We start from the raw sequence: 24706 nt of genomic DNA on the forward strand, positions 1-24706 counted from the left end.
GTTTGTTTACGCGGCTGTCATATCAACCTGCCATAGCGACCGGAGGCGCCGTTTGAGGGCGCGCCCCTTGCTATGGAGAGTCCGCTGCGCGCATCGAACAGGCTCAAGGCGATCGGTGCCGCGCTGGGCTGGAAAAGCCTTGGCGTCATCGTCAGCCTTGCAATTGCAACCATCGCCTTTGTTTCCCTTAGCCACGCGCTGAAGGGCGTCGATTTCGCCGAAGTGCTGTCCGCGATGCGTATGACGCAGCCGGCCTGCATGGCGCTGTCGCTCGGGCTGGTCGCGATCTCCTATGCCAGCCTGACATTGTACGACCGGCTGGCGCTGGTGCTGATCGGCCGCGGCGACATTCCGTTTCGCATCGCGGCACTCGCCAGCTTCACCAGCTACCCGATTGCCCACGGCACCGGCGCGGTGCTGCTGGTGTCGTCGGCGGTTCGCTATCGGATCTATGCGCCGCACGGCATCGGCGTCGCCGACGTCGCGCGCATCTGCTTCCTCACGGGCCTGACCTTCTGGCTCGGCAACCTCACCGCGCTCGGCCTCAGCGTGCTCTACGAGCCGGACGCAATCAGCCGGATCGACCACCTGTCGTCCATTGCCAACAGTGCGATCGCCATCGCGATCCTTATTGCTATCGTGTTCTATGTCGGCTGGACCTGGAACGGACGCCGGCAGATCGGCCGCCGCAAATGGTCGGTGCCGCTGCCGAACGGACGCAACGTGTTCCTGCAGATCGGCATCGGCCTGGTCGATCTCGGTACTGCCGCGCTGGCGATGTATGTGCTGATGCCCGCCGGCCTCGATATCGGCATCGCCCGCGTCGTAGTGGTGTTCATCGTCGCAACATTGCTCGGTTTCGCCAGCCACGCGCCAGCCGGGATCGGCGTGTTCGACGCCACCATCCTGATCGGGCTCGGCGGTCAGCACACCGAAGCGCTATTGGCGACGCTGCTTCTGTTCCGGCTGTTCTATCACCTGACGCCGTTCGTGCTCTCGCTGCTGCTGTTCGGCGCCGTCGAGGCGTATCGCAATGCCGTTCACCGGCGGCTCAGTCCGGCCGCTTAGGCAGTATCAACACGGCGGACTGCGCGTAGCCGCGGAACGGCCGTTCAAAGCTGAGGCTGGCCCCGGTGTTGGCGGCGATTGCCTTTAGCGCGTCCTGCAATGAACGCCGCGGCATCACGTCAAACAGCGCCAGCCAGCGGAGCAGGACAACGCGCGCCATGCGCGGCAGCCGTTCCTGATGGCCGAAATCCACGATGTGTAACTGGCCGGCCGGCTTCAGGCGCAGCACGGCATTGTCGAGCACGGCGTGCCAGTCGGGGATCATCGACAGGCTGTAGGAGATCATCACGTGATCGAACGCCGCGATTCCGAACAAGGCGGCGGGATCGAACGCCGTGGCGTCGCCATGCGCGACGCGGACGCTGCCGACGAGGTGGCCACGCTCGATCGCTGAAATCGCCGTGGTCAGCATCTCGGTGGAAACGTCGATGCCGTAGAAGGTGGTATTCGGATATTTTCGCGCGGCGTGGACCAGGTTGCGCCCGGTTCCGCAGCCGATCTCCAGCACCGTGGCGCTTGCAGCGGGCCGGATGCCGTCGATCAACTGGTCGCGACCGAGCAGGTAGTAACGGCGCGTCGCATCGTAGATGTAGCGCTGCCAGCGATACATCCGGTTCATGTGGCCGGTGGCTTCCGTTTGCCAGAGCGGGGCATCGGCGTCGTCGAAATCGGAAGTAATGGTCATGGCGTCCCTCGCAACGGCCGGCGCAAAGCTCATGCTTTCCACCGCTTCACGACACCGGTGTGACAGCGGCGCGAGTGATAGCGGTGGGGGAGGACAGGTCTGTCGCAAAACCGCAGTCTGCGCTTGATAAATGGTTCAAATGCTCGATTCGAGGGAACGATGAACACGCATTTGATCACCGACGCCGTGCGCAACAGCCGCACCCGCGAGGACGCCGGCATCTGGGACCGGCTGTTTGCCTTCTGGTTTCGCCGTCTGGTCTATACCCAGATCTGGGAAGACCCCGAAGCCGATCTCGCAGCGCTGCAACTGGCGCCGGGCGCCACCATCGTCACGATTTCCAGCGGCGGCTGCAATGCGCTGTCTTATCTGTCGGCAAAGCCGGCGCAGGTCTACGCCGTGGATCTCAACGAGGCGCATCTGTCGCTGCTCAAGCTGAAGCTCGCCGGCCTGCGCGCTCTGCCGGATTACGCATCGTTCTGGCAGTTCTTCGGCGATGGATCGTCGGCCGCCAACGCCGATTTGTATAGCTTCCGCCTGCGCCCGGCGCTCGACACAGATGCACGCGATTACTGGGATGAACGCGATATCCGTGGCCGGCCGCGCTCCAGCTACTTCACCGACGGCTTCTATCGCCACGGCGCGCTCGGGCGCTTCATCGGCTTCGCCCATATGCTTGCGAAAATCTTTCGCATCGATCTTGCGGTTCTGCTGAAGGACGACGCACATTCGCCGGCGCGGATTGCCGCGTTGAAAAAATTGCACGGCCTGTTTCATTCCCGGCTGGCGCGCGTGGTGACGCGGATGCCGGCTCTTTTGTTCAGCCTCGGCATTCCGCCGCAGCAACGCAAGCTGCTCGGCGGTGACCAGCCGCTCAACGAGGTGCTGCACGACAGGCTGATGCGTCTGATCGATGTCCATCCGAACGGCACCAACTACTTCGCCTGGCAGGCGCTGGCGCGCCGTTATTTCGGCCCCGGCAACATTTGTCTGCCGCTGTATCTGCAACAGGGCCGCTTTGCCGAAATGGCGGAAGGCGCTGCGCGGGTCACGCCGCTGCATGCCAATCTGCGCGTGTTCCTCGAGGCGCAGCCGGCGCGACAGGTCAATGCCGTGGTGCTACTGGATTCCCAGGACTGGATGGCGCCCGATGAAATCCGCGCGCTGTGGAATGCGATTGACCGCGCCGGCCATGATGATGTCCGCGTGATCTTCCGCACCGCCGGCGCGGAATCACCGCTGGACGGCCCCGAACTGTCGTCGCTCAACGACAGCTGGCAGCGCGACGACGCGGCCAGCGCGATGGCACTGGCGGCCGACCGCTCCGGCATCTACGGCGGCTTCCATCTGTACCGACGGGTCTCGGCGGCCTGACGCGGTCGATTGGGTCTCTCCCATCGGCTGTCGAGAGCTATGTGCATGGTGATTGCGTTGCGCCCGACGGCAAGGTAATTGCCGAACCGGGGCGGGACGCTTCGTCCATCCGCTGCTCGCACGACAAGGCGCATTGCATGGTGAAGACCAACCTTCCGCTCGACGCCGACCGGCTGTGGGCCGACGTGATGGCGCTGGCCGAGATCACCGATCCCCAGCGGCCCTATACGCGCCGTTCCTTCACCGCACTATTTCTCGAAGGCCGTGAATGGCTGGTGCAGCGCTTCAATGAGGCGGGCCTCACCACGCGGATCGACACCGCCGGCAATCTGATCGGACGCATGGAGGGCCGCAATCCAGCGCTCGGCGTGATCGCGATCGGCTCGCATAGCGACACCGTGCCGTCCGGCGGCCGTTTCGATGGCATCGCCGGTGTCGCCACCGGCCTTGAGATCGTGCGTGCGCTGCGCGATTCCGGCGTGCAGCCGGAACACACGATCGAGGTAATCGACTTTCTCGCTGAGGAACCCAGCGAATACGGCCTATCCTGCGTCGGCAGCCGCGGCATGACCGGCTCGCTCGACGACAAGATGCTGGCGCTGACCGAGCCAGGTGGCGAGACGTTGCGCGACGCGCTGCGCCGTGTCGGCGGCGATCCGGATCGTCTCGAACTGGCGAAGCGCGATGATATCCGCGCATTCCTGGAACTGCATATAGAGCAGGGCATCGTGCTGGAATCGCAGTCGCTCGATGTCGGCATCGTCTCCTCGATCGTCGGCATCCGCCGCATTGAAGTGATTTTCCAGGGCGAGGCCGACCATGCCGGCACGACGCCGATGGCGCTTCGTCATGACGCGCTGGTTGCTGCTGCCGCGACGGTGAGTTCGGTGCGCCGCGCAGCAGAACAACTGGCGGCAGGGGGCGCAGATTACTTCGTCGCCACCGTCGGTATCCTCAGTGTCGATCCCTCGGCCTCGAACATCGTGCCCGGCCGCTGCCGGCTGGTGATCGACGCGCGCACCACGCAGCCGGCGCTGACGCAGCGCTTTGTCGAGATCATCGACCGCGAGAGCACTGCGCACGCAATGGCGGCGCGGGTCACGCGCGCGACTTTTGCGACCTTGTCCGACGGGCCGCCGGTGGCCTGCGATCCCGCTTTGCGCACGGCGTTGCGCGAGGGCGCGCATGATCTGGGCTTGAGTGAAATCGATCTGCCAAGCGGGGCCGGACATGATGCGGCGTTCATGAGCCGGATCTGTCCCTCCGCTATGATCTTCGTGCCGTGCCGCGCCGGCAAGAGCCACGCGCCGGAAGAATGGGCCGACCGCGAAGCCATCGCGGCGGGCGCAGCGGCGATCTATCAGGCGGTCAAGGCGCTCGATCAGTCGCTTGGGCGCAACGGGTAGAGCCGGATCAGGTAGCAGTTGCCGGCTGGGTCGATCTGAAATGTCGTCGTCTCGCTGGCCTCGATGAGGACAGCGTCGGCGTGATCGAGCGTCACGCGGTCATGCGGTGTCGCAACGTCCGTGCTGCCGTCCAGCGACAACACGATCGCGATATCGTCGCCGTCCAATGTGCACGACATCGATTGCGTGACACGCAGCAGGCGGTGGCTGAAGCGCTCGCGGCGCGTCATCACGTTGAGATCGGTGATTTCGCCGTCCAGAAGGCGCGCCGTCGTCGGCGTGTCGCCGGGGAAGCTCAGCGGCTCGGAAACACTGCCGAGCGTCACCGCTGGTTGATAGCCGATCGTCAGTTCCATCCCGCCGCGCTTGATTACCGCCAGCGTGCGGTCGATGCCGGCGAAAATCGAGAATGGCCCGTCGGTCGCCACCTGCGCCATGCTGATGCGCCAGTCGAACGCGTCGAGCGACGCGCCGGCCGGGCCGATCGCGATCTCCGTCGTCGAGCCGCCGCCGTTTTTCCACGGCATTGCGCGACGATCGCGGGCGCGAAGGATATGCAAGGCGGTTACCCCAAACTCGGCAGATCGAGATCGTTGTCGCGTGCGCAGTCGATCGCCAAATCATAGCCGGCGTCGGCATGACGCATCACGCCGCTGGCCGGATCGTTCCATAGCACGCGGCCGATGCGCGCTGCGGCGTCCGGTGTGCCGTCGGCGACGATCACCATGCCGGCATGCTGCGAGAAGCCCATGCCGACGCCGCCGCCATGGTGCAGCGATACCCAGGTCGCACCCGAGGCGCAGTTCAGCAGTGCGTTGAGCAGCGGCCAGTCGGAGACGGCGTCGGAGCCGTCCTTCATGGATTCTGTCTCGCGGTTCGGTGAAGCGACCGAGCCGGAATCCAGATGGTCGCGGCCGATCACGACTGGCGCCTTCAACTCGCCCGATGCCACCATCTCGTTGAAGGCGAGGCCCAGGCGATGCCGATCGCCGAGGCCAACCCAGCAGATCCGCGCCGGCAGACCCTGGAACGCGATGCGCTCGCGCGCCATGTCGAGCCAGTGATGCAGTGCTTTGTTATCCGGCAGCAGCTCTTTCACCTTGGCGTCGGTCTTGTAGATGTCCTCGGGATCGCCGGACAGAGCCGCCCAACGGAACGGGCCGATGCCGCGGCAGAACAGCGGGCGGATATAGGCCGGCACGAATCCCGGGAAATCGAACGCGTCGCTGACACCTTCCTCCAGCGCCATCTGGCGGATGTTGTTGCCGTAGTCGACGACGGGAATCCCCATGCGATGGAAGTCGAGCATTGCGCGGACATGCTCGGCCATCGAAGTACGTGCCGCCTTCGATACGCTCTTGGGATCGGTCTGGCGGCGGCGTTCCCATTCGTCGGTGGTCCAGCCCTTCGGCAGATAACCGTTGACGGGATCATGCGCCGAAGTCTGGTCGGTGACGACATCCGGGCGAACTCCGCGGCTTACCAGTTCGGGGAAAACATCGGCGGCGTTGCCGAGCAGGCCGACCGACACCGGCTTTCCGTCACGCTTGGCCTGCGCCATCATCTCCAGCGCCTCGTCGAGTGTGGCCGCCTGTTTGTCGAGATAGCGCGTGCGTAGCCGCATCTCGATCCGCGACGGCTGGCACTCCACTGCGAGCATGGAAGCGCCGGCCATGACGGCAGCGAGCGGCTGCGCGCCGCCCATGCCGCCAAGCCCGGCGGTGAGAATCCATTTTCCTTTGAGCGAGCCGCCGAAATGCTGGCGGCCCATCTCGACGAAAGTCTCGTAGGTGCCCTGCACGATGCCCTGGCTGCCGATATAGATCCACGAGCCGGCCGTCATCTGGCCGTACATCATCAGCCCCTTGCGATCGAGCTCGTTGAAATGCTCCCAGGTCGCCCAATGCGGCACCAGGTTGGAGTTGGCGATCAGTACGCGCGGCGCGTCCTTGTGGGTCTTGAACACGCCGACCGGTTTGCCGGATTGCACCAGCAGCGTCTCGTCGGCTTCAAGGCGTTGCAGCGTGGCGACGATGCGATCAAAACTTTCCCAGTCGCGCGCGGCGCGGCCGATGCCGCCGTATACAACGAGTTCGCCGGGGCGTTCGGCAACGTCCGGATCGAGATTGTTCATCAGCATCCGCATCGGGGCTTCGGTCAGCCAGGATTTGGCTGTCAGCTCGGTGCCATGCGCGGCGCGAATGACGCGGGCATTGTCGATGCGGGTCATGATGGCATTCCTTGGCGTCAGAGATCAGGAGCGGGAAGTGGTCTGGCCGCGCCAGACACGGGCGTGCAGCGGATTGAAGCCCATGCGGTAGACAAGCTCGGCCGGCCGTTCGATATCCCAGATGGCGAGGTCGCAGGACTTGCCGGCCTCCAGGCTGCCGGTCTCGCCGAACACGCCGAGCGCGCGCGCGGCCTCGCGCGTGGCGCCGGCGATGCATTCATCGACGGTGAGGCGAAACAGCGTCGCGGCCATGTTCATCGCCAGCAGCAGCGAGGTCAGCGGCGAGGTGCCGGGGTTGCTGTCGGTGGCCAATGCGATCGAGACGCCGTGACGGCGCATCGCTTCGATCGGCGGCAATTGCTTTTCGCGAATGAAGTAATATGCGCCCGGCAGCACCACGGCGACGGTGCCGGCGTGGGCCATCGCGGCGACGCCGTCGTCGTCGGCGAATTCCAGATGGTCGGCCGACAGCGCGCCGAACTTTGCCGCGAGTGCCGCGCCATGCAGGTTCGAAAGCTGGTCGGCATGCAGTCGGACGGGCAACCCGAGTTCGCGCGCTTTGGTGAAGACCTGCGTTGTCTCCTCAATGGAGAACGCGATGCCTTCGCAGAATGCGTCGACCGCATCTGCAAGACCTTCACCAGCAATTGCCGGCAACATCGTGCCGCAGAGCGCGTCGATATAGCCGGCGCTGTTGCCTTTCATCTCGGGCGGAATGGTGTGTGCGCCGAGAAAGGTGGTGCGCACCGATACCGGCCTTATCTCGCCGAGCTTTCGCGCGGCCTGCAACTGACGGCGTTCGGTGTCGAGTTCAAGGCCGTAACCGGATTTGATCTCGATTGTCGTGACGCCCTCGGCGATCAGCGCATCAAGCCGCGGCAGCGCTGCGACGATGAGCTGTTCGGTGCTGGCCTCGCGCGTTGCCTTCACCGTGGAGACGATGCCGCCGCCGCTGCGCGCTATCTCTTCATAGCTGGCGCCGGCCAGCCGCCGCTCGAATTCATGCGCGCGGTTGCCGCCATAGACGAGGTGGGTGTGGCAGTCGATCAGGCCCGGCGTGATCCAGCGGCCGCCGACATCGATCCGTTCTTTCGCATCGAGCCCGGCCGGGGCTTCGGCCGCGGGACCCGCATAGACGATGCGGCCATCCGTGGCGGCGATCAGTCCATTCTCGATGATACCCAGCCCCTCGTGCGACGGCGCCAGGGTTGCCAGCCGACAATTGTGCCAGATGCGATCGACAGAGGTCATGAAAGCGGCCCTTGGCAGTTACTTTGCGGTTACTTGGCGAGAGACTTGGCACGGGTTCTATTTGTCTATACATATTGGACGCAACTGCGCCTGTCCAGTAAGTATGGCGCGCGATTTTCGGAGGGGCGAGTGGCTGATCTGTTTTTTGCGCGAGCGCTGTTGCCGTCCGGCTGGGCGCGCGATGTCCGGATTGGCGTCGATGTCGGCCGCATTGCGTCGATCGAGATCGGCGCGCCGGCGCGGCCGGGCGATGAACGTCACGCGATTGGCATTCCCGGCATGCCCAACCTGCACAGTCACGCTTTCCAGCGTGGCATGGCTGGCCTGGCCGAAATCCGCGGCGCCACCGCAGACAGTTTCTGGACCTGGCGCGAGGTGATGTATCGCTTCGTCGGTCGCATGACCCCCGACGATATCGAGGCGGTCGCCGCGCAGGCCTATGTCGAGATGCTCGAAGCCGGCTTCACGCGAGTCGGCGAATTTCACTACATCCATCACGATGTTTCCGGCGCGCCCTACGGCAATCTCGCTGAACTCGGCGAGCGCATCGCCGCTGCGACCGCAACCAGCGGCATCGGCCTGACGCTGCTGCCGGTGTTTTATGCCCACGCCGGCTTCGGCGGACAGACGCCGAACGAAGGGCAGCGACGCTTCATCAACGACATCGATGGTTACGCCAGACTGCTGGATGCCAGTCGCCGCGCCGTCGCGGATCTGCCGGGTGCGGTGGTCGGCGTCGCACCGCATTCGCTGCGCGCGGCGATGCCGGACGAACTCACGGCAGTGGTGGATCTCGGCAAGGAAGGGCCGATCCACATCCACATCGCCGAGCAGGCCCGTGAGGTCGATGACTGCATGGCCTGGAGCGGGCAACGGCCGATCGACTGGCTGATGGATCACGCCGAGGTCGATCGCCGCTGGTGTCTGATCCACGCGACGCATGCGACGCCAAACGAGATCCGCCGGATGGCGCTCGGCGGAGCGGTCGCCGGCCTGTGCCCGGTGACCGAGGCCAATCTCGGTGACGGCACATTCAGCGCGCCTGATTTCATCGGGCAAGGCGGGACATTCGGTATCGGCACGGACTCCAACGTGTTGATCGGCGTCAGCGACGAGTTGCGGCAGCTGGAATATTCGCAACGGCTGGCGCGGCAGATGCGCAACGCGGTGACCTCCGAGGCAACCCCGTCGACCGGGCGGACGCTTTTCGACCACGCGCTGAAAGGCGGCGCGCAAGCGCTCGGCGTCGCAGCGGTCGGGCTGGTTGAAGGCGCGTCCGCGGATATCGTCGCGCTCGATCACGACAATGCAGCCTTGGCGGCACGCGCTGGCGACGCGATCCTGGATAGCTGGATCTTTGCAGCGCGACGTTCGGCCGTCGATGCCGTCTGGGTCCGTGGCCGCAAACTCGTGCAGGACGGACGCCATCATGCCGGCGAAGCCATAGCGCAGCGTTTTCACGCGACGCTGCAACGGCTGTTGCGCCAATGATCGCCAGGCCGAAGCCCGCGGCCACCATGGCGTTGTATCAGCGGATTCGGAACGATCTCGAAGCCAGTATCATGTCCGGCGATTGGCCGCCGGGCCATCGCGTGCCTTTCGAGCACGAGCTGATGCAGACCTATGCCTGCTCGCGCATGACGGTGAACAAGGTAATCTCGGCGCTCGCCGAAGCGGGTCTGGTGGTGCGCCGCCGCCGCGCCGGCAGTTTCGTGGCGCGGCCGCGCGCGCCCTCTGCAGTGCTGCAGATTCCGGACCTCAAGGCGGAGGTTGAGAAACGCGGCGAGCGCTATGGCTACCGACTGCTCGAATGCGGCAAGCGCGCGGCCACGGCGCATGACAGGACAAGGCTGGCGGTGGCGTCGCGCGCGTCGGTGCTTGCTATGCGTTGCCTTCACGAGGCCGATGGCCGGCCATTTGCCGTCGAAGGCCGTCTCATCAACCTGCGCGCCGTGCCAGACGCCCTGCAGCAAGATTTCTCGATCGTGCCGCCGAATATCTGGCTGGTCGGCCACGTGCCGTGGACCGAAGCCGAGCATCGCATTACCGCCTGCAACGCCGACAACATCATCGCCGCCGAACTGAAGATCGCTCCCGGCGCCGCCTGCCTGGTGATTGATCGTACCACCTGGCGCGGTGGTGAACCGATCACCGCGGTGCGCATGATCCACCCCGCCGAACTCTACGACTTGATCGCGCGTTTCACGCCGACCGGCTGAGCCGTGGCGGCGGCCATCCGACGAAGATGTGCTACTTCGCATTTTCCTGAACCTCCGCCGCATCACCTGATTGCCGGCGATCCAGATGCGCGAGACTCCCGGTGATTTCGGCTGGGTGACCTGCCGCCCGTGGGACTGACGGGGCGCGCTGCACGCTGCCCATAAAGAGCCCGAAACGACCGGTGTCGAGCATCTTTGAACTGGGACTATGCAGGATGAGCATGCAGCGTGTGAATGGTGAACGGCTCTGGTCGAGCTTGATGGAAATGGGGCGACGGCGCCTATGGCGTGATCGCCCTCATCGGCATTGGAATGGCGGACGTCGCAGCTGAGCCGCACCTCGCTCGGGATGGCTTGCGATGAAAGTCGAGCTGCGCGAGGCGTACCGTCGGATCGCGCAAGAGTACGGTCTATCGATCGACCTCGACCAATATTTCGAATTCGGGCCGATCAATTGCAATGCCGGCATGTGCGACTTGATACGCGAGACCACGGCCGAGCTTGCTTTCTCGCAGCGGGACATTCTCGCGGTGGCGAGTCATGACGCTGTGCCGATGATGGATTTCTGCCCGACGGCTCTGTTCTTCATCCCAAGCGACACGGGAATTAGTCACAACGAACGCGAATACAGCACGCCTGCGCAGTGCAGCGATGGCGCGGACGTGTTGCTGAATGCCGTGCTGAAACTCGCTTCGTAGGAATTTTGGGCGGTCGACGTGCTTTCGGCTCGGCTTGTCGCTGTTGTACGCCAGGCAACTGGTCGCGGCATCGCGACCTACACCTACTGAACGATCTTGGCGGCGCGGCTGCGTGGAATGCGCTCCACGCGGTCGCTCGGCGCCGAAAGTTTGACGCCCTCGCGCTGCGCGGCGGCGACGGAGGCCCGGATGACCAATGTGGGCTTCAGTACGATCCGTTCGTTTGGGACGGGCGTGCCCTTGATCAGGGAAATCAGCAGATTGGACGCCTGCGTGCCCAATTCCGCGGTCGGCGTGTGAATCGTCGTCAGGGCTGGGGCGGTGGCGTCCATGAAAAGCATGTCGTTCATGCCGACCAAAGAAATTTCGGCGGGGCATGCGATGTTGCGATCGCGCAGATGCCGTAAGCAGCCGACGGCGAGCATGTCGTTGCCTGCGACAATCGCCGTGATGTCGCGATGTTCCTCCAGCAGGCGCTGACAGGAAAATTGCCCCTCTTCGACGGTGAACGCCGCGCCAAATACGGCTTCGGGCGCGACGCCGCTCTGCGACAGCGACTTGCATGCCCGTCGGAAGCCGCGGTAGCGATGGTAGCCGGTCGATACGTTCTGCGGACCGCCGATGTGCGCGATCCGTCGATGCCCCTGATCAAAGAGATAGTGTACCGCCAACTCCATGGCCTTGGCGTCATCGACCCTCACGCTTGGGATGAATTCGTTCTCGGGGTCGCGAAAGACGGAGACGGTCGGAATGTTGGCTTCGACACAGGCCGCGATCCCCGGGTCGTTTCGTTCGAACGTCGCGACGATCAGGCCCTCGACCCCCTGCTGGATGAAGCGGTCGATCAATGCGGCCTGCCGGAGCGGGTGATTGTCGGTATTGCCGACAATGGTCACGTATCCGATCTCGGCGAAACGGTCCTCGATCGCCCGCACGATGGGGGGGTGAACGGGGTCGCCCAGGTTGGAGACGATCACGCCGATGGTGCGGGACTTCTGCGTCCGGAGCGCCGAGGCCATCGCATTGGCCCGGTACCCCAGTTTCTTCGCGCAGGCCTCCACGCGTTCGATCATTTCCGGTGATATCAGATGACGCTTTTCCGGGTTCAGTCCTCGCGAAACCGTTGACCAATGCACGCCGGCGCATTTCGCCACGTCGATGATCGTCTTGCGAACCGAGCGCCCCCGCGGAATGGAAGCCGTCTGTTTGATCTTCTTCGGCATGTCACGTGATCCGATCTCGCATCGTACACTTCGGGGTACGCTGAAGAGAATTGGACAATGAACCATCTTGCGCGCGATGACAAACGTGTGCAGAACCTCTTTACAAACGTGTGCACGGGACGGAGGATGGCAGCGAAACTGGCTGCTCGCCTTGGTGCAATGCAGCAACGGCGCCTCAACGGCGTGTTCGATCAGGGATGGAAACGGTGGAGATATTCTCCTGTCAGGCGGCACCCGTGCGGGTTGCCTTCGGTTCGGCCCGCTTGGCCGATCCCGCCTGCAATGGGACGGCGACGCGATGATGGCGAAGCGCACACTCATCAAATCCGCCACGATCCTTACGATGGACGCCGCTATCGGTGATCTTGCGCAGGCCGACCTGTTGGTCGAAGGCGATCGCATCGTAGATGTCAGGCCAGGTCTCGATGCCGGTGATGCCGAGATCGTCGATGGCCGCGGGCGCATCGTCATTCCCGGTCTCGTCAACGCGCACATGCATACGTGGCAGACAGCGTTGCGCGGCTTTTCCGCGAACTGGACGCTGCCGGAATATTTCCGCCGGATGCATGCCGGGCTTGCGACCGTGTTCCGGCCGGAGGACATCTACATCGGGACTCTGATGGGAGCCCTGAACCAGATCAACTGCGGCACGACCACGCTGGTCGACTGGTGCCACAACAATCCGACCCCGGCGCATAGCGACGCGGCAGTCGCGGCCCTGAAAGAAAGCGGCATTCGCGCTGCGTTCTTCCATGGTTCGCCGAAGCCGGAAGCAAGGCCCGGCCAACCGCATTTTTCCGATGTCCCGCATCCGCGTCGCGAGGTCGAGCGGTTGCTGGCTGGCGCGCTGTCGGACCGCAGTGCCCGTGTCACTCTTGGCCTCGCGATCCTCGGCCCGCATTATTCGAATATCGACGTCGCCATGCATGATTTCAGGCTGGCGCGTGAATTCGGGCTGATCGCCTCGATGCACCAGGGCGGTGGCCCGGCCAAGACGCCGGGCGGTTGGGAAAAGTTGCTCGCGGCCGGTCTGGTTGGCCCCGGCGTCAATATCGTGCACGGCAATGATTTGCCGGACGATCTGCTGCGCCAATTTGTCGATCTCGGCGTGAGTTTCTCCGTCACGCCCGAAAACGAAATGCATCAGGGGCACGGTTTTCCGATCACCGGGCGATTGCTGAAATTGGGCGCGCGGCCCTCGTTGGGCGTCGATCTGGAATCGGTGCTCGCCGGCGACATGTTCGGCGTCGGGCGCGTGGCGCTGTCGATGCAGCGGGCACTGGACAACGCCGAAAGCCGGCGGACCATCGGCGCCATTCCAGCCTCAACGACGATCACCACGCGCGAGGCGCTGGGCTGGATCACCATCGAAGGCGCCCGCATGCTCGGGCGCGAGAGCAGCATCGGTTCGCTCACCCCGGGCAAGAAAGCCGATCTGGTCGTCATCAACGGCACCGATCTCAACCTTTGTCCGGTGCACGATCCGGTTTCCACCGTGCTGATGCAAACCAGCATCGCCAACGTCGAATCCGTCATGGTCGACGGCGTCTGGCGCAAGCGCGGCGGGCGGCTGCTGGCCGAGGGGATCGACAACAACAAGAATGAACTCGGGCGATCGGGCATGCGTATCGTCGCCGAGATCGAACGTCAGGGAAAAGCGGCATGAGCAGTCAAACCGGGCACCAGGTGACGGCAGTGGCATGGATCGGCATCGGCAAGATGGGTCTGCCGATCGCGGGCCGCATGGTGGAAGCAGGCGTCCGCGTTACCGGCTTTGATCCCAGCCGCGATCGCATGACGCTGGCACAGCAGCAAGGTGTGCAAGCCGCCGCCTCTGCCGTCGAGGCGATCGGCGATCATACGGTTGTCTTCACGTCGCTGCCGGACGATGCCGCGTTGCGCGCGGTGGTGCTCGGGCCGGAAGGCTTGCTGGCCAGACTTGCGCACGGCGCAGTGCTGATCGAGACCAGCACGGTCAGCGCCGAAATCTCGGCCGAGGTCGGCGTCGCCGCGAAGGCGCGGGACGTCGCCTATCTGCGGGCTCCGGTGTCCGGCAACGCCGCCATCGCCCATACCGGCGCGCTGACCTGTTTCGTCTCCGGCCCGCGTGAAGCATTCGACGCGGTCCAGCCGCTGTTGGCGACGTTTACGCGTGCGCAGACCTATCTTGGCACGGCGGAAGAGGCGCGCTTCGCCAAGCTTGCGGTCAACCTGATGATCGCGGTGTCGGCCGGGATGATGGCCGAGAGTCTTGCTCTGGCGCGCAAGGGCGGCATTTCCTGGCCCGATATCCTCAAGGTGCTGGATGACAGCGCGGTCGCCTCGCCGATGGTCAAATACAAGACACCGCCGCTTGCGCTGCGCAATTTCGACTCCACTTTCTCCTGTCGGCAGATGGCCAAGGACCTCGATCTCATTCTGGACGCCGGCCACCACGTCGGCGTGCCGCTGCAACTCGCCGCGCAAGTCCGTGAAATCTATGGTTCGCTGGTGGCGCAGGGCGATGGCGAGTCAGACTTCATTGCTACCGTTCGCCACGTCGAACGGCTGTCCGGCCTTGGCGAACCGAAGCTCGGTTAGGGAGAACACCATGCGTAACTTCAACGAGAACACCATCACTGATGCTGTGCTCGACCGCATCACCGATGCCGGTCAACCGCGTATCAAGGAGATCAGCGAGGCGCTGGTGCGCCATCTGCATGCTTTCGTTCGGGAGATCAGACCGACCCAGCGGGAATGGGAGCAGGGTATCGAATTCCTGACCCGCACCGGCCACATGTGCGACGATAAGCGGCAGGAATTCATCCTGCTGTCGGATACACTCGGCGTATCGATGCTGGTGGATGCGATCAATCACGATGCCCATGCCGGCGTCACCGATACCACGGTGCTCGGCCCGTTTTTCGTCCAGGCCGCGCCGGAAAAGATGCTCGGCGACGATATTTCGGGCGGCATGGAGGGCGATCCGATGTTTGTCACGGGTTCGGTGTCGACGCCTGACGGCAGACCGATCGCGGACGCCACGATCGACGTCTGGCATTCCGACGACGACGGCTACTACGACGTCCAGCAACTCGACAAGATTGTTCACCTCGCGATGAGGGCGCGGTTTCATTCCGACGCTGACGGTCGTTTCCGCTTCTGGTCGATCAAGCCGGCGGCCTATCCGGTCCCGCATGATGGGCCGGTCGGCGACATGCTGACAGCACAAGGACGCCACCCATGGCGGCCCGCCCATGTGCATTTCATGATTTCGTCGCCGGGCTACGAGCAACTGGTCACCCACGTCTTCGTCGCGGGCGACAAGTATCTCGATTCCGATGTGGTGTTCGGCGTCAAGGATACCCTCATTCGCGAATTCGTCCGGAAAGACGCCGGCGAGGCGCCGGACGGCCACGTGCTGAACACGCCATACTATCATTTGGACTATGATTTCGGGTTGAAGCCGGGCGCCTGACGGGCGCACACGGCCGAAATTATCAGGCGCAGCATGGACCGACAGAGTCCAGCGCGCCGGGAGGGAGGATGCGATGGGAGCGCCGATGAGCGTTGAGATGGTGGTCGGTCGCTTGAACGAGTTGGTCGGAGCGCGCGCGACGATTGCGCGCGGCGTGCTGGATGATCATGGCCGCAGCGAGGCCTATCACGCCAGCCGTCCGCCGGATGTGGTGGTGTTTCCGGAGACCACGCAGGAAGTCGCCGAGATCGTGAAGCTGTGCGGCGAGATCGGGATGCCGGTCGTTCCGTTCGGCGCGGGCACCTCGCTGGAGGGCAACGCGGCCGCGGTGGCCGGCGGCGTCTGCATCGATTTTTCGCGGATGAACCGCGTCCTCAAGGTGCACGACAAGGACCTCGACGTCGTCGTGCAGCCGGGCATCACCCGCAAAGAGCTCAACGCGCAACTGCGCGACACCGGGCTGTTCTTTCCGATCGATCCCGGCGCCGATGCATCGATCGGCGGCATGACCTCGACGCGGGCGTCCGGCACCATGGCGGTCCGCTATGGCACCATGAAGGACAACGTACTGGCCCTCGAAGTCGTGCTCGCAGATGGCCGCGTGATCCGGACCAGCCAGCGGGCGCGGAAGTCGTCAGCCGGCTACGACCTCACGCGGCTGTTCGTCGGCTCCGAAGGCACGCTCGGCGTAATCACCGAGATCACGCTGAAGCTACACCCGTGGCCACAGGCGATCTCGTCTGCGGTTTGCAGCTTTGGCCGGCTCGACCAAGCGATCGATGCCGCGATTGAAGTGATCCAGTCCGGCATTCCGGTCGCGCGCATGGAATTGCTCGACGAGGTCATGATGCGTGGCATCAACGGCTATTCCAAACTCGCTTACCGCGAGGCGCCGACGCTGTTCTTCGAATTCCACGGCACCGATGCCAGCGTGTCCGAACAGGCGGAGCTGGCCCAGTCGATCGCGGCCGAGCACGAAGGCCAGGGTTTCCAATGGGCGCGGGCGGCGGAAGACCGGACCAAACTCTGGCATGCCCGCGACAACACGCTCTATGCCGGCCTCAGCCTGAAGCCCGGCGCACGCGCGATGATCACGGACGTCTGCGTGCCGATCTCGCGGCTGACGGAGTGCCTGATCGAGACGCGCCGCGACATCGATGCCAATGGCTTGATCGCTCCGGTGGTCGGTCATGTCGGCGACGGCAACTTCCATCTGCTGATCCTGATCGATCAGGACAATGCGGAGGAGGTTGCGCGCGCCAACGCGTTGCATTCGCGGCTGGTGGCGAGGGCCATCGCGATGGAAGGTACCTGCACCGGCGAGCACGGCATCGGCACAGGCAAGATCGGCTTTCTCCAGGATGAACTTGGCGACGCCGTCGATGTGATGCGCGGCATCAAGGCCTCGCTCGATCCGAACGGCATCATGAACCCCGGTAAGATATTCTTGCCCAACGCGCCGGTGCATCATGACGCTGCTTGAACCAACAGACATGCCCGCGCCATCCGGCCGGCCGGCGGTGCCGCTGTTCGAGTTGCGGGGCATTTCCAAGGAATTTCCCGGCGTCAAGGCGCTCGACGATGTGTCGTTTGCGGTCTGGCCCGGTGAGGTCCACATGTTGCTCGGCGAGAACGGCGCCGGTAAGTCCAGCCTGATGAAAGTGCTGTGCGGCGCCTACCGCGCCGACAGCGGGTCGTTTCACTACAATGGCGAGCCGGTCGAAATCGCTTCGCCGGCCGATGCGCAGAAGCTCGGCATCGCCGTGATCTTTCAGGAATTCTCGCTCGTTCCCTATCTGGATATCGCGCAGAACATCTTCCTTGGCCGCGAGCCGGCCGGCCGTATTCCGGGCACCATCGACCGCGGCCGCATCCTGGCCGATGCCAGGCGCGTACTGGCCTCGATCGGTTTCGACATTGATCCCACGATCCGCATCGAGAAGCTGGGCGTCGCCCAGCAGCAGATGGTCGAGATCGCCAAGGCGATCAGCCAGAACGCGCGCATCCTGGTGATGGACGAGCCGACCGCGGCGTTGTCGGACCGCGAGACCGAATTGTTGTTCGCGCTGATCGCCCGCCTCAAGGCCGACGGCGTTGCCATCATCTACATCTCGCACCGCATGGCCGAGGTGTTCTCGCTCGGCGATCGCATCACCGTGCTACGCGACGGACGCCGCATCGATGAGGTCAGACCCGCCAGCGTGTCGTCGGATCAATTGATCCGGATGATGGTCGGCCGCAGCATCGATATGAGCTATCCGCGCACCTTCGCCGACAAGCCCGGCAAGATCATGCTCGAGGTGAAAGGCCTGTCCGCCGCCTCCGGCATTTCGGGGATCGACCTGGTCGTGCGGCAGGGCGAGATTGTAGGCCTCTGCGGGCTGGTCGGCTCCGGCCGCACCGAAGTGGTGCGCGCGATCTTCGGCGCCGACAAGACCACCGCCGGACAGATAATGTTCGACGGCCAAGAGAAATTCGGCGGCCCGGACGAAGCGGCGAAGCTGGGGCTGGCGCTGATCCCCGAGAACCGGAAGACCGAAGGCCTCGCGCTGATCCGCTCGGTTGGTGACAACCTGATCGTCGCGGCCCTGCGAAAAATATTTCCGCGCGGCCTGTTCGACCACGCAAAGTCGCGGGATATCGCCAACGATCTGGTGCGGCAGTTGAGGATCGTGACGCCCTCGGACAAGCAGGCGGTGGGCCTGCTGTCCGGCGGCAACCAGCAGAAGGTCGTGATCGGGAAATGGCTGGCCGCCGGCGCCAAGTTGTTCATCTTCGACGAGCCGACGCGCGGCATCGACGTCGGCGCCAAGTCCGAAATCTTCGCGCTGATCGACCGGCTGGTGGCTGACGGCGCTGCGGCGCTGATGATCTCGTCGGAACAGGCCGAAATCTGCCACGTCTGCGACCGCGCCTATGTGATGCGCGACGGGCGGATTGCGGGCGAGCTGTCTCGCCATGAGTTGAGCGAAGAAAATATCGTAAAGCTGGGGATGCATCATGCGTGAACAGGCCATCGAGCTGAGGAGCAATCCGCTGCAGCGGTTGCAACAGATTCCTGGCGTCGCCGTCATGCTGGTGCTGCTATGCGCGATCTTCGGTGTGATGACGCCCGGGTTTCTAACGGCGCCGAATATTTCCAACGTGCTCGTGCAGTCGACCATCCTGCTGATGCTGTCGCTGCCGATGACGCTGATCATCATGACCGAAGGCCTCGATCTGTCGATGGGGGCGGTGCTGACGCTGACGTCGCTGATCGTCGCCATCGTCGCGCTGTCCACCGGCTCGATGCTGCTGGGCCTGCTCGCCGGGCTTGGTGTCGGCCTGGTGTTCGGCGTGATAAATGGCTGGCTGGTGGCCGCGGTCGGCATTCCGCCGTTCGTTGCCACACTGGGCACGCTGGGCATGGCGCAGGGCCTGTCGCTGATCGTCAGCGATGGCACCAGCGTCGTCGGCATGCCGGCCGCGGTCCGCGACGTCTATTCGGGAACTGTCGCCGGCATTCCGCTGCCGATCCTGCTGGCGCTGGCGAGTTACCTCGCGTTTCACGGGCTGCTCTATCACACCCGTTTCGGCACCTACATCTTTGCGCTCGGCGGCAACCGCGAGGCACTGAAATTTGCCGGCATCTCCGTGCGGGGCCTGCTGATCATGGTCTATGCGCTGGGCGGCGCGATGGTCGGTCTCGCCGGCCTGCTGATGACGGCGCGCATGAATTCCGGGCACCCGACCGCCGGCCTCGGTCTGGAGTTCGATGCCATCGCCGCGGTCGCCGTCGGCGGTACGTCTTTCGAGCGCGGCAACGGCTGGCTGCTTGGCACCTTGCTTGGCGTCGTCACGGTCGGCGTGCTGCGCAATGGATTGAACCTGCTGGCGCTGCCATCCTCGATTCAGGTTGCGAGCGTCGGACTTCTCGTCATTGCTGCCTTGTTCGTCGACGGATTGCGGAGCCGGTCATGACCGATATATCGAAGCCGGCCACCAGCGGAAAAATGCTGCTGTCCGACGACATGATCCAGGTGTTCTACCGCCTGTTCGCCGCGCTACTGATCTGCGCGGCGCTGACGGTCCTCACCAATTCGTTCTTCAGCCTCGGCAACATACTGAACGTGTTGCGTCAGGCGAGCCTGCTGTTCTTCATCGCCTCCGGCCTGACCCTGGTGGTGTTGACCGGCGGTCTCGATCTGTCGATTGGCGCCAATGTGGCCATCTCCGCCTGCATCGCCGGCACGGTGATCCACACGACGGGATCACCGGTGCTGGGTGTCCTGACCGGCGTGGGCGTCGGCGCGGCGGTCGGGCTGCTGAATGGCGTCATGGTCACGGCTCTGCGCATTCCGTCGTTTATCGCCACCTACGGCATGCTCTGGGTGCTGCACGGCGTCACCTACTGGTACATGGCCGGCGAAACCATCCATGGTTTCCCCCCGGGCTTCCGCCAGATCGGCAGCGGTTACTTTCTGGGGCTGCCGATCCCGGTCTATCTGCTGCTGGTGTTCCTCGCCGTCGGCACCATTTTCGCGCAACGGACAACGTGGGGGCAGGAGATCTATGCGATCGGCGCCAATCCGGTCGCTGCGCGGTTGTCCGGCATCCCGGTCGCGCGGCGTCTGCTGCTGGTCTACATCGTCTCCGGCGCGATGGCCGGCCTCGCTTCGATCATCTTTCTGGCGCGGCTGAATTCGGCAGAAGCCGACATAGGCGAAAGCCTGACGCTGCCGGCGATCGCCGCGGTGCTGATCGGCGGCACCTCGCTGTTCGGTGGTCTCGGCACGGTGTTCGGCACCTTTGTCGGCGCTCTCATTCTGACGCTGGTTCTCAACGGCATGAATCTGCTCTCGGTCAATGCGAGCTGGCAGCCATTGGTCACCGGCGTCATCGTTATTCTGGCCGTATGGCTGGATATGAAAACACGGCGCCGTACGGCGTAAGTGTTCGGCTAAAAAAACAAACGGAGGAACGAAAATGAAAAAGACCTGTGGCGCGATCGCATCGATCCTGCTTACGACGGCCCTGTCATCCCACGCTTTCGCCGATGGCGAGACCATTGCAGTGTTCACCAAGAACCAGACCAATCCGTATTTCCAGACGGTGCGGGTCGGCGCTGACGCGGCCGCCAAGGCGTTGAAGGCCAAGACGCTGCATTACATTCCCACCAAGCCGGACAGCATTCCGGAACAGCTCAGCCAAATCGAGGACGTGGTGGTGAAGAAGCCCTCGGCCATCGTCTTCATTCCGGTCGACTACAAGGCGATGGTGCCGGGCGTCGAGAAGATCAACGACGCCAAAATCCCGGTGGTCAACGTTACCGACCGATCCAATGGCGGCAAGTTCGTCGCTTTCGTCGGGGCCGACGATTACAGCCTGGGTCTCGAGACAGGGCGCTATCTGCTGAAGACGCTGGGCGGCAAGGGCAACTTCGTCATCATCGAAGGCGTCAAGGGATCGCTGACCAGCATCGATCGCGTGCGCGGTTTCAACGATGCGCTGAAGGAAAATCCGAACGCCAAGCTGCTGGCCTCGCAGCCCGGCAATTACCAGCGGCTGCAGGCGCTTCAGGTGATGGAGAACCTGATGCAGTCGAACAGCCAGATCGACGGCGTCATGGCGGCCAACGACGCCATGGCGATCGGCGCGATCGAGGCGCTCGACGGCGCCAACCGCAAGGCGCAGGTGATCGGCGTAAACGGTACCAAGGAGGCCATCGACGCCATCAAGACCGGCAAGCTGCTCGCGAGCGGCGACTATAACGGCTTCATGCAGGGCTGCCTCGGCACGATGATCGCCATCCGCTCGCTGCGCAACGAGCCGGTGATTACCGAGATCGTTCTTAAACCCACCGTGATCGGCAAAGACAACTACCAGCCATATGACGTTCCGCTGGATAGCCGTAGCTGCCCGACCTGGGACGAGGCTGCCAAGCTCGGCGCCAAATAAGCGATTACCCGCATCCTGAAACGGCCGCCGCTGAACGGCGGCCGTTTCTTCTCATTGTGGAGTTTCCCATGCTGTTTGCCATCCATGCCGTCGATCACGTTGGCGCGCTCGACAAGCGTCTGTCGCATTACGAAGCCCATAAGACGTTTCTGTCCGATACGACGCGTTTTGGCGTGAAGATCGTGATGTCCGGCCCGCTGACGTCGGACGATGGAGAGGCCATGATCGGCAGCCTGTTTCTCGTCGAGGCCGCGGAGCGCGCGGCGGTCGAGAAATTCCATCATGCCGATCCGTTCTTCGCCGCCGGCATCTGGGAGAAGGTGACGATCACCGGCTTCCTGCGACGGCAGGGATGAGCGCCGCCGATCGGACGGCCGGGCGCCGGCCTGCGCTCGCCTTCAATCATGTCGGGCTCACCGTACCCGACATCTTTGCGGCGATCGATTGGTACGGCGCCGTGTTCGGCGCCAGCCACATCATGGGGCCGCGCCGGCTCGCCGCCGCCGACAGTGCCACCCACGAGACGCCGGGTATCTTCGGCAAGCGTTTTGGTTCGGCCTACCAGGCGCATCTGCTGCTCGCCAACGGCGTCGGCCTCGAGCTGTTTCAGTTCATCGAGCCCAAGGTCGAGATCACTGATGAGAACATGCCGTACTGGAATCGCGGTCCGTTTCATATTGCGCTGACCTGTCCCGATGTGGATGGTCTGGCCGAGACGATCGTTGCCTGTGGCGGCAGAAAGCGCTCCGCCCCCGTGGATTTCGTGCCTGGCCGTCCGTGGCGGCTTTGTTATTGCGAAGATCCTTGGGGGACCGTCATCGAGATCATGTCGGCGAGCTACGCCGAAATGTTCTCGAACTGGCCGCAGCCGGGGATGACCGGGGACGTTACGATGGTTGAGCGGCCAGACGCGGGCTGAAGCAACGTGGCCGGCGTCGATGCTCGGCCAGTGCCTGTGCGCGGGGATCCGCGATGCGAGAAATCTGGCGTGGCCAGCTTGCCGCGGTCATTCGCGGCGATGCGCTGCTCGATTTCTGTTCGAGCAAGCGCATTCCTCATGTCACGGCGTATATCGAACTGGCCGGGCGTTTGGGCGGGCTAACCAACACCCGCACCGTCGCACGGGCGCGTGCCCTAACCGCCGGTTCATTCCCTACTCAGGTTGGATGCCGAGTTCCTGGATAATCTTGCCGGTGGCCGCAAGCTCGGCGTCGAAAAACCGCTTTGCGCCTGCGGGGTTCACCACGTCACCGGAGGCGACGTCGAAGCCGAGGACCGGGGCGCGCTCCTGCACATCCGGTGATTTCAGGGCGAGCGCGATCTCGGAACTGAGTCTGTCGACGATGTCGCTCGGCGTGCCGGCCGGGGCCATCATCATGAACCAGCCTTGCAGGTCGGCGCTCTTCAAAGTCTCTGCGATCGCAGGCACCTCCGGCATGGAAGCGACGCGCTTGCTGCCGGCAATGGCGATCGCCCGTAGCGTGCCGGCCTTGATGAAGGACTCGGCGACCGAGGCCGACTGGATCGTCACCTGGGTGCGCCCGGTCAAGCTGTCCTGAATCGCGTTGGTGATGGTATTGTAGGGGACCAGTACGAAACCTGTGCCGGCCTGCTTGTTGATGGTCTGAGCGATCAGGCCGGAGATGTTGCGCGGGCCGTCGACCGCCATGCTCAAGGAACCGGGGGCCGATTTTTCGAGCGTGATCAATTCGGTCAGCGTCGTTGCCTTTACGTCGGGATTGACGAGCAGGACGTGATTGCTCCGCGCCACCATCGCCACCGGTATGAAATCTTTCACGGGATCGTAAGGCAGTTTTTTGAACGTATAGGGATTGGTGACCAGCGCTGCGGAAGTGGCGAACAGGAAAGTGTAGCCATCGGGCGCGGCGCGCGCGACGGTCTGCGTGCCAATCAGGTTTGCGGCTCCCGGGCGATTCTCGACCACGAATTGCTGTCCGAGCGCGCGGGAGAGCTTGTCGGTGATGATGCGGCACAGCACGTCCGGGCTGTTGCCGGCGGCCTGAGACACCACGATAGTCACAGGCTTCTGCGGCCATGACTGCGCATAAGCGGGAGTTGCGAGACAAGCGATGGCTCCGGTCAACAGGACGCGGCGGGACAATGTAAGCATGGGCTTCCTCCGGAATGGTTAGCCTGCGATTTGCGATCGCTTGTTGAGGCTTGCTTTTGTGAACGTGCAGGTCTTGTCGTCAGAAAGCAGCCCGCGGCGCTGGCGGCGCGGGCTGTTGTTGCATCAAGTCTCGTCGGCGACGCCGTTGCGCAGCACGCCGAGTCGTTCGATCTCGACCTCGACGGTGTCACCCGGCTTCAGCCACAGCGGAGGCGTGCGCTTGGCGCCGACGCCGCCGGGCGTGCCGGTAGCGATCACGTCACCAGGCTCGAGACGGGTGAACGAGGAGCAATATTCAATCTGACGCGGGATATCGAAAATCATTTGATCGATGGTGGCATCCTGCACGACCTGTCCATTGACGCGGGTCTGCAGCCGCAGCGGCGCAACATCGCCGAGTTCGTCGGGTGTCATCATCCACGGGCCGAAGCCGCCGGTCTCCGGAAAATTCTTGCCGGGTGTGAACTGATGCGTATGGCGCTGGAAGTCGCGCACGCTGCCTTCATTGTAGCAGGCATAGCCGGCGATGTGGTCCCATGCGTCAGCGCGCGCGATGTGCCGCCCGGGCTTGCCGATGATGATGGCGAGCTCGCCTTCGAAGTCGAGATCGGTCGAGACCTTGGGCCGAATGATATTGGCGAGATGCCCGGTCTGGCTGTTGGCGAAGCGACCGAACACCGTGGGATTTTCGACCTCGCTGCGCCCGGTTTCCTTGCGGTGCGTTTCGTAGTTCAAGCCGATGCAGAGGATTTTGTCCGGGTTCGGAATGACCGGCAGCCAGGTGATCCCGGCAGTGGGCGTCCGCCTGGCGTTGCTGGCTGCGTCGCGCACGGCCGACAGGGCGTCGGCTGCGATGACAGATTTGAGGTCGGGGTAGCGATCTCCGAGGACCGCGCCGATATCGAGCGCCTGGTCGCCATCGATCACGCCCCAAGTGGTCTTTCCGTCGATCTGAAAACTTGCCAATTTCATCGTGATGTCCTTGCTCTAAAAGCTGCGTGTTCGTGAGTTGTGTTTGCATGGTGAG

23 protein-coding genes are annotated in these 24706 nt (G+C 63.8%); 16 read left to right on the plus strand and 7 right to left on the minus strand.

All coding sequences use genetic code 11. The features are described from left to right. The first annotated feature begins 72 nt into the window (after positions 1-72). A complete protein-coding gene (locus JWQ24_RS12080; protein WP_299807934.1) occupies positions 73-1068 on the plus strand; it encodes a YbhN family protein in 996 nt (331 codons plus the stop codon). Here the strand turns inward: JWQ24_RS12080 and JWQ24_RS12085 are convergent. Continuing rightward, positions 1052-1753: a class I SAM-dependent methyltransferase gene (locus JWQ24_RS12085; RefSeq protein ID WP_299807936.1), complete on the minus strand. Its 702-nt coding sequence runs from the start codon at positions 1751-1753 to the stop codon at positions 1052-1054. The two genes, JWQ24_RS12080 and JWQ24_RS12085, sit on opposite strands and share 17 nt — an antisense overlap. Before the next feature lie 159 nt (positions 1754-1912). On the opposite strand from JWQ24_RS12085, the gene JWQ24_RS12090 reads away from it, so the two are divergent. Then, positions 1913-3127, plus strand: coding sequence for a BtaA family protein (locus JWQ24_RS12090; RefSeq protein WP_299807938.1), 1215 nt, complete (start codon positions 1913-1915; stop codon positions 3125-3127). A gap of 140 nt (positions 3128-3267) precedes the next feature. Next, complete coding sequence (locus JWQ24_RS12095) at positions 3268-4533, plus strand: Zn-dependent hydrolase (protein WP_299808024.1); 1266 nt, start codon at positions 3268-3270, stop codon at positions 4531-4533. Here JWQ24_RS12095 and JWQ24_RS12100 read toward each other — a convergent pair. From JWQ24_RS12100 to hutI, 3 genes are read right to left on the minus strand one after another with little or no spacing between them, the layout of a single operon-like run. Further along, positions 4509-5093, minus strand: coding sequence for a HutD family protein (locus JWQ24_RS12100; protein WP_299807940.1), 585 nt, complete (start codon positions 5091-5093; stop codon positions 4509-4511). The two genes, JWQ24_RS12095 and JWQ24_RS12100, sit on opposite strands and share 25 nt — an antisense overlap. Positions 5094-5098: 5 nt before the next feature. Continuing rightward, positions 5099-6766, minus strand: coding sequence for a urocanate hydratase (hutU, locus tag JWQ24_RS12105; protein ID WP_299808025.1), 1668 nt, complete (start codon positions 6764-6766; stop codon positions 5099-5101). Positions 6767-6787: 21 nt separating this feature from the next. Further along, on the minus strand, positions 6788-8014 hold the full coding sequence (gene hutI / locus JWQ24_RS12110; RefSeq protein WP_299807942.1) for an imidazolonepropionase: 1227 nt from the start codon (positions 8012-8014) through the stop codon (positions 6788-6790). A 129-nt stretch (positions 8015-8143) separates the two neighbouring features. Here hutI and JWQ24_RS12115 point away from each other — a divergent pair, with 129 nt between their 5' ends. The 3 genes from JWQ24_RS12115 (at position 8144) to JWQ24_RS12125 (ending at position 10931) form a co-directional block, all read left to right on the plus strand. Beyond that, a complete protein-coding gene (locus tag JWQ24_RS12115) occupies positions 8144-9505 on the plus strand; it encodes a formimidoylglutamate deiminase (protein ID WP_299807944.1) in 1362 nt (453 codons plus the stop codon). Beyond that, a complete protein-coding gene (hutC, locus tag JWQ24_RS12120; protein ID WP_299807955.1) occupies positions 9502-10233 on the plus strand; it encodes a histidine utilization repressor in 732 nt (243 codons plus the stop codon). Before JWQ24_RS12115 ends, hutC begins: the two co-directional genes overlap by 4 nt. 359 nt (positions 10234-10592) lie before the next feature. Then, a complete protein-coding gene (locus JWQ24_RS12125; RefSeq protein ID WP_299807956.1) occupies positions 10593-10931 on the plus strand; it encodes a M20/M25/M40 family metallo-hydrolase in 339 nt (112 codons plus the stop codon). Between the two features lie 83 nt (positions 10932-11014). On the opposite strand, the gene JWQ24_RS12130 is transcribed toward JWQ24_RS12125, so the two are convergent. Continuing rightward, complete coding sequence (locus JWQ24_RS12130) at positions 11015-12154, minus strand: LacI family DNA-binding transcriptional regulator (RefSeq protein ID WP_299807957.1); 1140 nt, start codon at positions 12152-12154, stop codon at positions 11015-11017. Positions 12155-12452: 298 nt separating this feature from the next. Here JWQ24_RS12130 and JWQ24_RS12135 point away from each other — a divergent pair, with 298 nt between their 5' ends. From JWQ24_RS12135 to JWQ24_RS12180, 10 genes are all read left to right on the plus strand, one after another. After that, positions 12453-13820, plus strand: coding sequence for an amidohydrolase family protein (locus tag JWQ24_RS12135; RefSeq protein ID WP_299807958.1), 1368 nt, complete (start codon positions 12453-12455; stop codon positions 13818-13820). Beyond that, positions 13817-14734, plus strand: coding sequence for an NAD(P)-dependent oxidoreductase (locus JWQ24_RS12140; protein ID WP_299807959.1), 918 nt, complete (start codon positions 13817-13819; stop codon positions 14732-14734). The genes JWQ24_RS12135 and JWQ24_RS12140 overlap by 4 nt, the downstream gene beginning before the upstream one ends. A gap of 10 nt (positions 14735-14744) precedes the next feature. Beyond that, complete coding sequence (locus JWQ24_RS12145) at positions 14745-15611, plus strand: intradiol ring-cleavage dioxygenase (RefSeq protein ID WP_299807960.1); 867 nt, start codon at positions 14745-14747, stop codon at positions 15609-15611. Positions 15612-15684: 73 nt separating this feature from the next. Then, complete coding sequence (locus JWQ24_RS12150) at positions 15685-17094, plus strand: FAD-linked oxidase C-terminal domain-containing protein (protein ID WP_299807961.1); 1410 nt, start codon at positions 15685-15687, stop codon at positions 17092-17094. Beyond that, positions 17081-18619, plus strand: a complete 1539-nt coding sequence (locus JWQ24_RS12155) for a sugar ABC transporter ATP-binding protein (protein ID WP_299807962.1) — start codon at positions 17081-17083, stop codon at positions 18617-18619. The genes JWQ24_RS12150 and JWQ24_RS12155 overlap by 14 nt, the downstream gene beginning before the upstream one ends. Then, positions 18612-19571 (plus strand): ABC transporter permease, encoded by a 960-nt coding sequence (locus tag JWQ24_RS12160; RefSeq protein WP_299807963.1) that lies wholly within the window; start codon positions 18612-18614, stop codon positions 19569-19571. Before JWQ24_RS12155 ends, JWQ24_RS12160 begins: the two co-directional genes overlap by 8 nt. Beyond that, positions 19568-20542: an ABC transporter permease gene (locus tag JWQ24_RS12165; RefSeq protein WP_299807964.1), complete on the plus strand. Its 975-nt coding sequence runs from the start codon at positions 19568-19570 to the stop codon at positions 20540-20542. The genes JWQ24_RS12160 and JWQ24_RS12165 overlap by 4 nt, the downstream gene beginning before the upstream one ends. A 34-nt stretch (positions 20543-20576) precedes the next feature. After that, the gene (locus tag JWQ24_RS12170) at positions 20577-21548 is read left to right on the plus strand and encodes a sugar ABC transporter substrate-binding protein (RefSeq protein ID WP_299807965.1); all 972 of its coding nucleotides are present in this window, start codon (positions 20577-20579) and stop codon (positions 21546-21548) included. Positions 21549-21616: 68 nt separating this feature from the next. Then, a complete protein-coding gene (locus JWQ24_RS12175) occupies positions 21617-21904 on the plus strand; it encodes a YciI family protein (RefSeq protein WP_299807966.1) in 288 nt (95 codons plus the stop codon). Next, complete coding sequence (locus JWQ24_RS12180; RefSeq protein ID WP_299807967.1) at positions 21901-22467, plus strand: VOC family protein; 567 nt, start codon at positions 21901-21903, stop codon at positions 22465-22467. The genes JWQ24_RS12175 and JWQ24_RS12180 overlap by 4 nt, the downstream gene beginning before the upstream one ends. A 234-nt stretch (positions 22468-22701) precedes the next feature. Here JWQ24_RS12180 and JWQ24_RS12190 read toward each other — a convergent pair whose 3' ends face one another. Then, positions 22702-23679, minus strand: coding sequence for a tripartite tricarboxylate transporter substrate-binding protein (locus tag JWQ24_RS12190; protein ID WP_299807968.1), 978 nt, complete (start codon positions 23677-23679; stop codon positions 22702-22704). Between the two features lie 123 nt (positions 23680-23802). Continuing rightward, the gene (locus JWQ24_RS12195; RefSeq protein ID WP_299807969.1) at positions 23803-24651 is read right to left on the minus strand and encodes a fumarylacetoacetate hydrolase family protein; all 849 of its coding nucleotides are present in this window, start codon (positions 24649-24651) and stop codon (positions 23803-23805) included. Positions 24652-24706 lie beyond the last annotated feature (55 nt).

The sequence above is a fragment of the Tardiphaga sp. genome (assembly GCF_028290495.1).
Lineage (GTDB): Bacteria > Pseudomonadota > Alphaproteobacteria > Rhizobiales > Xanthobacteraceae > Tardiphaga.